The organism is Acinetobacter sp. SFD (assembly GCF_001647575.1).
Taxonomy (GTDB): domain Bacteria; phylum Pseudomonadota; class Gammaproteobacteria; order Pseudomonadales; family Moraxellaceae; genus Acinetobacter; species Acinetobacter pecorum.
In genome coordinates this window covers 161,149-173,368 of the sequence record NZ_LSZJ01000012.1, presented here as the reverse complement: position 1 = coordinate 173,368, position 12,220 = coordinate 161,149, and the positions used below count along the sequence as shown (strand labels likewise).

The window sequence follows — 12,220 nt, the reverse complement described above, 5'->3', positions numbered from 1 at the left end:
TTGCCTAAAATACAGTATTCGTAATTAGAACCATATTGTTTAGGTAGCTGTCGCCATGACCTTCGTTGTCACTGAAAATTGTATTAAATGTAAATATCAAGACTGTGTAGAAGTTTGCCCTGTAGACTGTTTCTATGAAGGTCCTAACTTCCTCGTAATTAACCCGGACGAGTGTATCGACTGTGCGTTATGCGAACCTGAATGTCCGGCAAATGCAATTTTCTCTGAAGATGAATTACCTGAAGGTCAGGAAGTCTTTATTGAACTAAATGCTGAACTGTCGCAAAAGTGGCCAAACATTACACAAATTGGTGAGCAACCAGCCGACCGTGAAGAATGGAATGGCAAACCAGATAAATTGCAATATCTTGAAAAGTAATTATTTTAAATTTAAGAGATCAGCATATGCTGATCTTTTTTATACGCTTTGCACACATTTCATTGCAATATTCTCCAAATTTCTCCTTACATTTAGTCTAAAATAGCGCTATTTATAAATATCTGATTGTATAAATGATGAATTTTGCAAAGGGATTATTGAGTCTTTGTATAATCCCTCTTGTTTTTGTGGGCTGTACTACTGCCACAAAACACCCTGCACAGCCCGCGGGAAAACGGATTTATATTCCCCAAGAACGTGTGCAGTTTGACCGTAAAGCCTACCCTAAAACTATTCCTTATGTTTATACCCAGTGGGTTTCATCTCTGGATAACCTGGCGCGCGTACGTGAGTATGAAGTCTTTCTTGAACGTCATGGCGTTGGTAATATTATTCCAAGTTTTGAGTTGATGCGTACTGCACGTGACTGGGCCAAGTGTGGCCGTTCCCAATACATGATCCCAAGTCGTGAATTATGGGCCAATCAGATACCGACTTTAAAAGTGTTTAAATATCTGATTGCAGCCAATGTGCTGACTGATTTTGAAGTGACTTCAGTCTATCGCGATCTGCCATTGAACCAGTGTGCCGGTGGTGCGAATTCTTCACGTCATCTATATAACTCTGCCATTGATTTCCGGATTGGACCAGAATATCCGCAGGCAGAAGACTATGCCTATATTGAAAATACCAAGTTCAAATTGTGTCAGTTCTGGGCTCAACATGGCCAAAGTCTGAATATGGGACTCGGCATGTATGCTTCAGGTCAGATCCATATCGATACCCAAGGTTACCGTACCTGGGGGCCGAGTTTGGGGCGAAATTCCTCAATGTGTAATTACTAAGTCATGACACCTGCTACACAAAATCCCTCGTGAGTTTTGTGTAGTTTAAAAAATCAGCACCTACAGAACAATAAATTGCGCTCTGCCGCGAAAAGTTTAAAATGCAGGCATCACAATCAAGGTGCCAAGACTATGCAACAAATGTGGACAGACATTGATCACTATATTGATTCACATTTAATTCCTGAAGACCCTATTCTGAATCAAACCCTGGAAAATACTGCCGCGCACGGTTTTCCTGATCATCTGGCTGTAGCACCGAATCAAGGCATGTTGTTGCAGATGCTGATCCAGATGAACCAGTGTAAACGCGTTCTTGAGCTTGGAACATTTGCAGCATATAGCACCATGTGGCTGGCGCGTGCCTTGCCGGATGACGGTTATATCCTGACCATTGAAGGACGTGACACCCATGCGGCAATGGGTCAGGAAAATATTGACCGTGCCCAGCTCAAACAGACCGTTGAACTTAAATGTGGCCGTGCAGCAGACGTGCTTAAAGCCCTGCCTGAAGACACTGAAGCTTTTGATTTTATCTTCATTGATGCAGATAAACAGAGTTATCCGGAATATCTGGAACTCAGTTTAAATCTGTCACATTCAGGTACGCTTATTTTTCTGGACAATGTGATTCGTGCTGGCGAGATCATTAATCCGGATAATAAAAAGCCAAGTATTGAAGGGATTCGCGATATGTTTAAAGCCCTGCAAAATCATCCACGTATCTTGTCCTGCACTGCTTTACAGACGGTTGGTAGCAAAGGACATGATGGTTTCGCACTCGCGATTGTTAAATAAAAGCAGAAGAGCAAAAATCACCCAATACAATATTTCTTATAAATAATATATACTTATAAAAATTAACCACAGAGTTATCCACAATATATGAGGATAACTCTGGTCATTTTTAAATCAAGCTGTAACAATTTACGCTTAGACTACGCACCTGGCAATCTTTTGCAATTCTCACTTGGCAACCAGCAAAGGAACTTTGGAATTACGGAAAATCGTGGTTGCAATACTTCCTAAGAAGAACTGGTGGATTTTACTGTGACTGAATGCGCCAAGAACAATTAGTTGAATCCCCTGTTCCTGCTGATAGGACAAAATATTTTCTGCAACATCACCATAGCGATATTGTGGTACCACCTCTAAGCCAGCCTGAGTTAAATATTGCAAAGGTTCATTCAGAATTTCAGCATGATCACCGACATATAACAGATGACATTGTAATAAGCGCAGCAAATCGCTTTCCGCAATCCGTTTCATCATCTTGATGCAAGTGGGTGAATATTCATAGGCAAAAATAAAGCGTGTCGGTGGCTTAAACTGTTCTCCGACTGTCATGACGGTACAGTTAGCCCCACGAATAAAGTTTTCGACATTGGTGCCAATTGGTTTGTTTTTTTCAGCTGAACGTTCGCCGAGCAAGCCTATCACCGCAATATCATCAGGCTGCAGAATCTGGAAGCTTTGTTCCAGAAAATCGCCCTTTTCCTGAATGTGTGTGGTGTGAATACCATGTTCTGCCAGAATCCGTTCAGAAATGTGCTGCAGCAGATTATTGCTATAATCCAGCGCGATTTCACTTTGTTTTTGTTCAAGTTCAGCCAGCTCTTTCAGTAACATGGCGTTACTTTCAAAGCCAATCACTCCACTGATTTCCCCTAAATGATAACTGGCAGGGTAATAATCCAGAACCTGTAACAAGACCAGTTCACGGCCAGTCTGTTTGGCAATCCATGCAGCTGCGTCTGCCAGCGCGTTTATACATGGGGATGAGTCAATGCAGGCAATGACACGTTTCATGTTTAGCCTCTCTAGTTATGATAAAAATTTCTTAGTTATTTTTAACTTAGCATAAGCATTCAAAAATGTGCAGCAAAATCTGTAAGGCTTGAATTGAAATATGTTAACTTTTATGTGAATAAATATAGATCGCTAAACCTATTTTTCTACTCGTTTCAACTTTTATTTCAAACCGTTGACTTCAAAAAACTTATTCACGATAACGAATCAATCTAGCCGGATTTCCGGCGACAATTGCACGCGCTTCAACATCCTTGGTCACCATACTGTTCATTCCCACCACAGCCTGATCTGCGATTTTAATTCCGTCCTTGATACCCACGTGTGCACCTAGCCACACATCCCGGCCGATCTCGATGCCTTGTGAGCGCACCGGTTGCTGATAAATTGGCTGCTCGGGATCCATCCCGTGATCAAAGGCATAAAGATGACAATAAGCAGCGATACGTACCTGATCATGCAGTTTAATCCCTACCCGACCGCCATCCAGAATACAGTGATGATTAATCGCCACTTCATTCCCAATGTCCAGTGGACCATGCAAGGTGCAATCTGCGGCAATAAAGGTATTATCACCGATGATGATTTTGCGCCCCGGTTCGGCAAAGATATGTGCCAGTGGTGAAATAAAACAGTTTTCACCAATCTCGATGGTTTCCATCTCCATCAGATAAGCCTGATATTCCTTTTGCCATGCTTCTGCCCAACCGCGATTTTTGGGCTTTAAGGACCAGTACAGCCAAGGCATATAGTTCAGACGATGTTTATGCTGCTCACGATATTTCAGTAATGGATCTACGTCAGTCATCTGTCGCTTCTTCAATAATTTTTAACTGTTCCCGGCCACGCGTCACATCCTGAACTTTCAGGGCAAAGGGTTGAATTTGATGTAATTGAAATAAGGCGCTAACCTGCACACCTTCGGCTGTATATTCTTCCTGATAATCGATTTGCTGCTGATTCAATTCATACTGGAATATGGCCCACTCATTAAATTGACAGGAAAATTGCACCTTTTTCTTTTCAATCAGTTCAATTTTTTCTGCTAATAGCAAGCATTGTCCAGCGCAACCCCCATAGGCTCGCACCAAGCCTCCTGTTCCCAGCTTGATTCCGCCATACCAGCGATTGACCAGTACCAGCACATTGGTCAGTTCATTACCCTCAATGGTCGCCAGTATCGGACGTCCTGCAGTACCTGAAGGTTCACCGTCATCATTAAAGCGTACCTGATGACCAATTTTCCAGGCCCAGCATTGATGTGTGGTGCTTGGATCACGACAAGCCTCCAGAAAATCTTTCACCTCCTGCTCATTTTCAACAGGGGTAGCAAAGGCCTGAAAGCGGCTTTTTTTGATATCTTCCTCAAAACTGACTAGGCTGGCAATGGTAAATGGCATAACTTCAGGCTTTAAACTCTTACTGTTACAGTATACCCGCTTTGTACAGACAAATAAAAAGCCTCTCCAAGGAGAGGCTTGATTTTACTCGATTGTTTTGAAAGGCTTTAAAAATCATCAGATCCGGGAAACTTGCATTCTTGCCTGTTTTTTACTCATTTTTCTTCTTCGGCAAGGACATTGAATGCAATGGTTCTTTGCCGCTAATTAAAAAACCTGCATCTGACAATTGAAATCTGATGCAGGTTTTTTATAAAGTAAGAGACATTTAAACAGTGAAATCATCACCCAGATAAACTTTTCTCACGGTCTCATTCGCCAGAATTTCTTCCGGTGTACCTTCAGCAATCACTGCACCTTCACTGACAATATAAGCATGTTCACAAATCGCCAGTGTTTCACGGACATTGTGATCGGTAATCAGCACGCCAATACCCCGATCTTTCAAGTTGGTAATAATATCCTTAATATCTCCAACCGAAATCGGATCGACACCGGCAAAAGGCTCATCGAGTAGCATAAATTTAGGATCAGCAGCCAAGGCACGTGCAATTTCAGCACGACGTCGCTCACCGCCGGACACACTCATTCCCAAGGAATCTTTAATATGGGTAATTTTAAAGTCCGCCAGTAGCTCTGCCAGACGTTGCTGACGTTGGGCCTTGGTCAGCTCTTTACGGGTTTCCAGAATCGCCATGATATTTTCTGAAATCGTCAGCTTCCGGAAGATTGAAGCTTCCTGCGGCAAATAGCCAATCCCTTTACGTGCCCGCTCATGCATGGCCAGGTCGGAAAGATCCAGATCATCCAGATAAATTTCGCCCTTATCCATCCGTACCAGACCAACAACCATATAAAAACTGGTGGTTTTACCGGCCCCGTTTGGGCCCAGCAGTCCCACAATCTGGCCACTTTGCATACTGAACGATACATCTTTGACTACCCAGCGCTTATTATAATTTTTCGCCAGATGCTTAATGGTTAAGGTCTGAACCTGCTGCGATTGTTCCATTAATCACGCGCTCCCGGGAAGGATTTTGAAGTAGACGGTGGAATCACGATTTGTACACGGCCTGACGAAGAACCGGTTTTGTTTGGAGTTCCTGTGGCTTCGATATCGCCTTTGTTCATGCTGTACTTTAAAGTTGTACCGCGAATACTGGCACCATCCTGTTGCAGGAAAGCATTCCCGGACAAGGTAATAATGCCTGTTTCGGCATTATAGACAATTTTTTGTGCCTGACCTTTCGCCAGACCTTTGTCCGGATCAACTTTTTGCTGAAACTGTGCCGGACTGCCTGTCGCCGTAATGAGGCTGATCTGGCGTTTACTGTTCAGATTGGCCACAATCGAATTGGCTTGCAGCTTCATGGTGCCCTGTTCAATAATGACATTACCAGAATAAGTCGTTACACCAGTCCGCTCATTAAAAGTCGCGCGGTCAGCCAGCAAGGTAATTGGCTGGTTACGGTCAGATGGCAGCGCAAAAGCAGTGATTGAACCGAGTCCAACCACAGTCGCCAGCGTTATACGCTTCAGGAAAGTGTGCATCATTTTGGCTTTAGGAGTTTGGTTCATACTTTCCTCGAATATTAAAGAATTCGTATTGACCATCATTAAGATTGGCTTTAAGACCCTGGCTGACAAATTCAGCCTGTGGAGATTCCACAATCACTGTCTTGTCTGTTTCAATTTCGCGTGTTTTCGGAAAAGCGGTCAGTTCTTCAGTACGGAACTGCATTTCCCCATTTTGCATGATTTTGGTGGCGAGCACTTCTTGAGAGAGTACAACTTTTGTATTGTCATCATAACCCTGCGCCATTTTGGCAAAGAAAGTGGCATCGATTTTACCATTGTCATAAGTCGATGCTCGCAGATTTTCCAGCTTTGAAGTTTCTAGCTGCAGATTCTGCTCAAGTCGATCCACTTGGGCACGAACCGACACCTGGCCTGATTCATCTGTCTGGGTTAAGTTAATATTTTGAGCGGAGTAAGTCATGCTGCGCGCAGAATCTGCCTGCAGCTTGTTACCCTTGCCGCTGTAATAGTAATAACCACCACTTATTGCGGCAATAATCACAGCCGTAATGTATAAAACTTTAGTATCCATAAGCGGTGTACTTAATCCAAAAGATAGGACTTATTAATAAGGTGCACGAATATATTTTTCAAGTAACTCTTGGTACATGCCTTTGGACATTAACAGCATGTCACAGATTTCACGAACCGCCCCACGACCACCGTAGGCTTGAGTGACCAGATCGGCACGACGGCGAACTTCGACATGACCATTAGGCACTGTCACTTTCATGCCGGCAATGGCAAAAGCAGACAGATCAGGCCAGTCATCACCCATGTACAGGCAATCTTCAGGATCAATGTTAAGCTGTGCACATGCTTCACGAAGAGCTGTGCCTTTATCTTCACGGCCCTGATAGACCAGATCAACACCCAGATCCGACATACGTTTTTCAACAATACGACTTTGACGACCGGTGATAATAATCACCTTGATTCCCGCCTGCTGAACCAGTTTCATGCCCAGACCATCACGAATATCAAAGGATTTAATCTCGTCACCCGAATTAGTCAGGGTAACAAAACCGTCACTTAAAATACCATCGACATCAAGCACCAGTGCTGCGATATGACGTGCCTGCTCTAACAATACATAAGATGCCATCTATTAATTTACCCCAGCCTGAATCAGGTCATGCATACTGATCACGCCAATGACTTTATTGGCATCATCAACAACTACAAATTGATTAATTTTATGCTCATTCATACGCTCCAGCGCGATTACTGCACGTTCTTCCTGAGAAATAGTCAACGGATTCTTGATCATTACGTCTTGCACTGCCAGGTTGACATCAAAGCCTTGCTGTTTATCGATTAAGCGGCGTAAGTCCCCGTCTGTAAAAATACCGAGCAGGAGGTCATTTTGATCAACAATGGTGGTCAAACCTAGACGTTTATTTGAAATCTCGTATAAAACCTGGTTCATCGGCGTATCTGGCGAGACTTTTGGCAAATCGGCTCCAGTACGCATCAGATGTTTTACATGCAACAACAGACGCTTACCCAACGCACCCGCAGGATGCGAACGTGCAAAGTCATCTGAAGTAAAGCCACGAGCATCCAGCAAAGCTACCGCCAGAGCATCACCCAAAGCCAGTGTGGCTGTAGTACTAGAAGTTGGCGCCAGACCGAGTGGACACGCTTCCTGAATATTACCGAGCGTCAAAGCTACATCGGCATTTTGTGGCATGGGACCTTGGTCATCACCACTGATGGTAATCAGGGGGATTTGCAGATGCTTGATCAGGGGCATCAGCATCATGATCTCATCACTCTTGCCTGAGTTTGAAATTGCAATCAGCACGTCACCTGCCACCAGCATTCCTAAGTCACCATGACCTGCTTCACCAGGATGCATAAAGAACGATGGCGTTCCGGTCGAAGCAAAGGTCGCCGCCATTTTACGGCCAATATGACCCGACTTGCCCATTCCGGTAATCACCAGACGGCCGGTACACTGTAGAATAATTTCACATGCGCGGCTAAAACGGTCATCAATCTGTGTTGCTAAAATCTGTAATGCATTTTCTTCGATGCGCAGTGTTTCAAGTGCGACTTTTTGGAAATCTAGCTGATTCGCTGTTTTTTGTGGATTCAAAGCCTGTTTACCTACGCTAAGGACAGAGAAAAACTCTGGTTTGATGGGCATAATTTTCGCAATTTTAGCATAGCTATGCAATTGCAAGATTTCTAAATGTATAAGATTCGACGTATTTTTAATATATTTCGATTGTATTTGACTTGCGCAATCAGGTATCTCCACCTCTACATTTGCTCCATTTTTGAAACTGTAGAATGTGCTTGTTTTTATTTTTTATCGGAATATCTTCACACTTGCCTTAATGAATCATATTCATAAAAGAACGTCCTCATTCCAATACTCCTTAATTCCCCTCGCAAACACTGCCCCAGAAAAGACCAATTCATTATTGTCATTTCAGTCCAGAAATTTTTTCTTTCTCAATCATTATTGCTACCTAACTAGGCTAAATAACTGAGGCTTTTTACGCTTTTATCTTTATGAATAATTATGCTTGGGTTAAGATGAATCATCCTTTTATTTGAAGTCCTTTGAACAGCTATGCAACCATTTGTTCTATATAACTCAGAGCAACGCAAAAAAGTAGAATTCGTACCTCGTGTTGAAGGTCAGATTGACCTGTATGTCTGTGGAATGACGGTCTATGATTATTGTCATATAGGACACGCACGTACAGTGGTTGCATTTGACTACATTATCCGTTTCTTGCGTAGCCAAGGCTGGAAGGTCAAATATGTGCGCAACATCACCGACATTGATGACAAGATTATTAAACGTGCCAATGAAAATGGTGAAAGTATCTCGGCGTTGACCAGTCGCTTTATTGATGCGATGAATGAAGATTTTGCCAAACTTGGCTGCCTTGCACCTGATGTAGCACCTAAAGCAACAGATTACATCGATCAGATGCAGGATATGATCAGCAACCTGGTCGACAAAGGTACGGCTTATCCATCCAATAATGGTGATGTCTACTTTGAGGTCGAGAAGTTTGCCAAATATGGTCGTCTTTCTGGCCGTAAACTGGAAGATATGCAAGCGGGTGCGTCTGAACGTGTCGATGTTGAAGTCGAAAAGAAACATCCATTTGACTTTGTACTGTGGAAACATGCCAAGGAAAATGAACCGTCATGGGCATCTCCTTGGGGTAATGGCCGTCCGGGCTGGCATATTGAATGTTCGGCAATGTCGACCTGCTGCCTGGGCAATCATTTCGATATTCATGGCGGCGGTGCTGATCTGACCTTCCCGCACCATGAAAATGAAATTGCACAATCTGAAGCTTCTACTGGCGAACAGTATGTCAATTACTGGATGCATGCCGGATTTATTAATGTCGATGGCGAGAAAATGTCGAAGTCTTTAGGCAATTTCTTCACTATTCGCGACGTGATTGAAAAATTCCATCCGGAAGTGGTGCGTTATTTCATTGTCTCTTCCCATTATCGTAGCCCGGTGAATTACTCGGATGTTGCTTTAAAAGAAGCAAAAAATACCTTATCTCGTTTCTATCACTCGTTTAAAACCTATCAGGCGGTTTATGGTGATCATCTGGTTGAAACTCTGGATGAGGCTTTTGTTGAACGTTTTAATACCGCTATGCGTGATGATTTCAATACGCCTGAAGCGATTGCGGTATTGTTCGAAATCAATAAAGAACTGAATCGTGCTGTGAAAGAAGAAAATGCGGAACAGGCAGCGATTTATTATGCAACTTTACGTCACCTGACCAATATTCTCGGTCTGGTACAGCAAGATGTAGATGAGTTCCTCAAATCTGACATTGGTCAGGAAGCATTGGGACTATCACCTGAACAAATTGAAGATTTGATTCAACAGCGTCAGGATGCCAAGAAAGCCAAAGAATTCGCCCGTGCGGATGAGATTCGTCAATCTTTACTTGATCAAGGTGTTGTTCTTGAGGATACCCGTCAAGGTACGGTTTGGCGCCGTGCTGATTAATTAATCAAACAGATTTATAGAGAGTTGACACTGCTGTGGAATTCTCTATAATTCACCTCATTGCGGGAATAGCTCAGTTGGTAGAGCATAACCTTGCCAAGGTTGGGGTCGGGAGTTCGAGTCTCCTTTCCCGCTCCAGAATACGAAAAACCCTTATCGAAAGATAAGGGTTTTTTTATTAAATTCTAAAAATTTTGATTGATAAAAAGTATCTCTAAAAATCACGTCTTAGCTACTTTCACCCCGACATTTTTTGGGTAATTCACCACAAAGTGCTATTGTAAATAAACTTCAAAACTTTCAATTCTTTTAATTACGATATCGTTTCATGACTTATAAACTGAATGCACGTCATCTTGTTTTAGACCTTCTCTACGCTTCGAAAGACTCAGCTCTCTCTATTAGGCGGATATTAACGGCTGCTGAATTATTAGGCATATCTGAAAATGGCATACGCGTCGCTGTGGCCCGATTAAATCAGGAAAATGTCATTCAATCTATAGAGCGCGGTGTATATCAGTTGCTAGAGAAAAAGTTCGATACTTCTTTTATCAGTTTAAACAAACAACCCTATATACAAACTGCGACCACATGGAATGGAAAATATGTACTGGTCTATACGGGTACTTTAGGGCGCGTAGATCGTACGGCATTATCTAGAAGGGAAAAAGCGCTGCGTTATTATGGTTTTCAGGAATTGGAACAAAATGTTTTTATTCGTCCCGATAATTTAACACTGAGTCTAAGCACATTAAAAACAGCTGTAATCCGGTTTGGATTAGATGCTGATGCACGTTTTTTCCAAGTCAGTCAGCTGGAAAGTGAAACTGAAGTTCGTGATTTATGGGATATCGAAGCGCTACATCAGACCTATCATGTAGTACAGCATGATATCAACGCCTGGTTTGAGAATTACCAAAATCTGAATTTAGCAGAGGCTGCAAAAAGTGCCTTTTATCTAGGTAAGTCTGCCCTATTTAGTTTACGTGCTGACCCTTTGCTTCCTGCAGAATGGATAGATACCGAGGCTCGACAACAATTTGAGCTCGCAGTCCGCAAAATAGAAAAACAGGGACAACTTTTATGGCAACACTATTTTAAAGACCAAGGGCTCTAAATTATTTCTTTTTTATACACAAAAATAAATTGACTGTAATATTTCATCCAAATATATTGAATATAGCAATAAGAACTAAATATAGGCAGAAGAATGAACAGCAAGGTCAGTGTCACAGAACTTTTTAGTCGTGATGAAATTAAAGAACTCACCACGACCTCAGACTTGCACGGTGTCTGGGCAGTAGGTTCGACATGGACCGTAATTGTCATGACCTTTGGCACGGTCGCCTATAGCTGGGAATATTTACCTACGTGGGGGAAAGTCCTGATGTGCGCGCTGGCATTGGCCATTCTTGCGGGACGCCAGCTTGCGATGGCTATTTTGATGCATGATGCCTCACATCATAGCCTGTTCAAAACCAAATGGTTGAACACTCATTTGACCGACTGGCTCTGTGCACGCCCGATCTGGAATGATGTCAGCAAGTATCGTCCTTATCATCTGAAACATCATGCTAAAACCTCGCAGCCAGATGATCCTGACTTGGGGTTGGTAAAAAATTTCCCCATTACTCAAAGCTCACTATTCAGGAAATTCTTCCGTGACCTGAATGGGCAATCTGGACTTAAGTTCCTTGCAGGTCGAGTATTAATGGATCTTGAATTACTGGAATGGAGTGTTTCCAATGACCCCAAGCCAATTCCGCGTGGTGATCGCAGCAATTTAGAGTTAGCAAAGAATCTGTTTAAGAATAGTTCCGGTATGTTCATCTCAAATGCAGCAATTTTTTATGCACTGTGGGCCAGCGGCCATCCTAAACTGTATTTATTATGGCCTCTCGCCTATATCACTCCATTTCCTTTGTTCATCCGCATCCGCGCCATGGCTGAACATGCCGGATTAGAAACCAGTCATTCTGCCCTGAGCAATACCCGAACTACTCGTGCAGGTTGGTTGGCACGTGCTTTGGTTGCCCCGATTCATGTGAACTATCATATTGAACATCATTTAATGGCCTCTGTTCCGCATCAAAAGCTGGCGAGAATGCACCAGATGTTAAGGGAGCGTCATTATGTCGATGCCCCACCAAGTTATCTGGATGTGATTCGCTCACTTTTAAAAAAATAATCAATTTTCCTGATG

Annotated in this window: 14 protein-coding genes and 1 tRNA gene; 7 read left to right on the top strand and 8 right to left on the bottom strand. The window is 42.9% G+C overall.

Annotation, left to right across the window (positions count from 1 at the left end; translation table 11 throughout):
• The first annotated feature begins 55 nt into the window (after positions 1-55).
• From fdxA to AY605_RS08455, 3 genes are all read left to right on the top strand, one after another.
• Positions 56-379: a ferredoxin FdxA gene (fdxA, locus tag AY605_RS08465; protein WP_000144889.1), complete on the top strand. Its 324-nt coding sequence runs from the start codon at positions 56-58 to the stop codon at positions 377-379.
• A 134-nt stretch (positions 380-513) separates the two neighbouring features.
• A complete protein-coding gene (locus AY605_RS08460) occupies positions 514-1,224 on the top strand; it encodes a D-Ala-D-Ala carboxypeptidase family metallohydrolase (protein WP_064095974.1) in 711 nt (236 codons plus the stop codon).
• Positions 1,225-1,356: 132 nt separating this feature from the next.
• Positions 1,357-2,022: an O-methyltransferase gene (locus tag AY605_RS08455; protein ID WP_064095973.1), complete on the top strand. Its 666-nt coding sequence runs from the start codon at positions 1,357-1,359 to the stop codon at positions 2,020-2,022.
• A gap of 168 nt (positions 2,023-2,190) precedes the next feature.
• Here the strand turns inward: AY605_RS08455 and AY605_RS08450 are convergent, their stop codons facing one another.
• The 8 genes from AY605_RS08450 to AY605_RS08415 all read right to left on the bottom strand — a co-directional run bounded on the left by AY605_RS08450 (position 2,191) and on the right by AY605_RS08415 (position 8,163).
• A complete protein-coding gene (locus AY605_RS08450; protein ID WP_064095972.1) occupies positions 2,191-3,033 on the bottom strand; it encodes a universal stress protein in 843 nt (280 codons plus the stop codon).
• A 190-nt stretch (positions 3,034-3,223) separates the two neighbouring features.
• Positions 3,224-3,841 carry an acyltransferase gene (locus tag AY605_RS08445; RefSeq protein ID WP_064095971.1) on the bottom strand — a complete coding sequence of 206 codons (618 nt, stop codon included), beginning with the start codon at positions 3,839-3,841 and terminating at the stop codon, positions 3,224-3,226.
• Positions 3,834-4,433, bottom strand: coding sequence for an IMPACT family protein (locus AY605_RS08440; RefSeq protein WP_064095970.1), 600 nt, complete (start codon positions 4,431-4,433; stop codon positions 3,834-3,836). The genes AY605_RS08445 and AY605_RS08440 overlap by 8 nt, the downstream gene beginning before the upstream one ends.
• A 268-nt stretch (positions 4,434-4,701) precedes the next feature.
• Positions 4,702-5,445, bottom strand: coding sequence for an LPS export ABC transporter ATP-binding protein (lptB, locus tag AY605_RS08435; RefSeq protein ID WP_064095969.1), 744 nt, complete (start codon positions 5,443-5,445; stop codon positions 4,702-4,704).
• Positions 5,445-6,011, bottom strand: a complete 567-nt coding sequence (gene lptA / locus AY605_RS08430; RefSeq protein ID WP_064095968.1) for a lipopolysaccharide transport periplasmic protein LptA — start codon at positions 6,009-6,011, stop codon at positions 5,445-5,447. The genes lptB and lptA overlap by 1 nt, the downstream gene beginning before the upstream one ends.
• On the bottom strand, positions 5,995-6,543 hold the full coding sequence (lptC, locus tag AY605_RS08425; RefSeq protein WP_064095967.1) for an LPS export ABC transporter periplasmic protein LptC: 549 nt from the start codon (positions 6,541-6,543) through the stop codon (positions 5,995-5,997). The genes lptA and lptC overlap by 17 nt, the downstream gene beginning before the upstream one ends.
• 33 nt (positions 6,544-6,576) lie before the next feature.
• Positions 6,577-7,116, bottom strand: coding sequence for a KdsC family phosphatase (locus tag AY605_RS08420; protein ID WP_064095966.1), 540 nt, complete (start codon positions 7,114-7,116; stop codon positions 6,577-6,579).
• Between the two features lie 3 nt (positions 7,117-7,119).
• Positions 7,120-8,163, bottom strand: a complete 1,044-nt coding sequence (locus tag AY605_RS08415; RefSeq protein WP_228138649.1) for a KpsF/GutQ family sugar-phosphate isomerase — start codon at positions 8,161-8,163, stop codon at positions 7,120-7,122.
• 432 nt (positions 8,164-8,595) lie between these two features.
• On the opposite strand from AY605_RS08415, the gene cysS reads away from it, so the two are divergent.
• The 4 genes from cysS (at position 8,596) to AY605_RS08395 (ending at position 12,205) form a co-directional block, all read left to right on the top strand.
• Positions 8,596-10,017: a cysteine--tRNA ligase gene (cysS, locus tag AY605_RS08410; protein WP_064095965.1), complete on the top strand. Its 1,422-nt coding sequence runs from the start codon at positions 8,596-8,598 to the stop codon at positions 10,015-10,017.
• Positions 10,018-10,079: 62 nt separating this feature from the next.
• Positions 10,080-10,155: transfer RNA gene (locus AY605_RS08405), tRNA-Gly, on the top strand.
• A 190-nt stretch (positions 10,156-10,345) separates the two neighbouring features.
• The gene (locus tag AY605_RS08400) at positions 10,346-11,134 is read left to right on the top strand and encodes a hypothetical protein (protein WP_064095964.1); all 789 of its coding nucleotides are present in this window, start codon (positions 10,346-10,348) and stop codon (positions 11,132-11,134) included.
• Positions 11,135-11,227: 93 nt separating this feature from the next.
• Positions 11,228-12,205: a fatty acid desaturase family protein gene (locus tag AY605_RS08395; RefSeq protein WP_064095963.1), complete on the top strand. Its 978-nt coding sequence runs from the start codon at positions 11,228-11,230 to the stop codon at positions 12,203-12,205.
• Positions 12,206-12,220 lie beyond the last annotated feature (15 nt).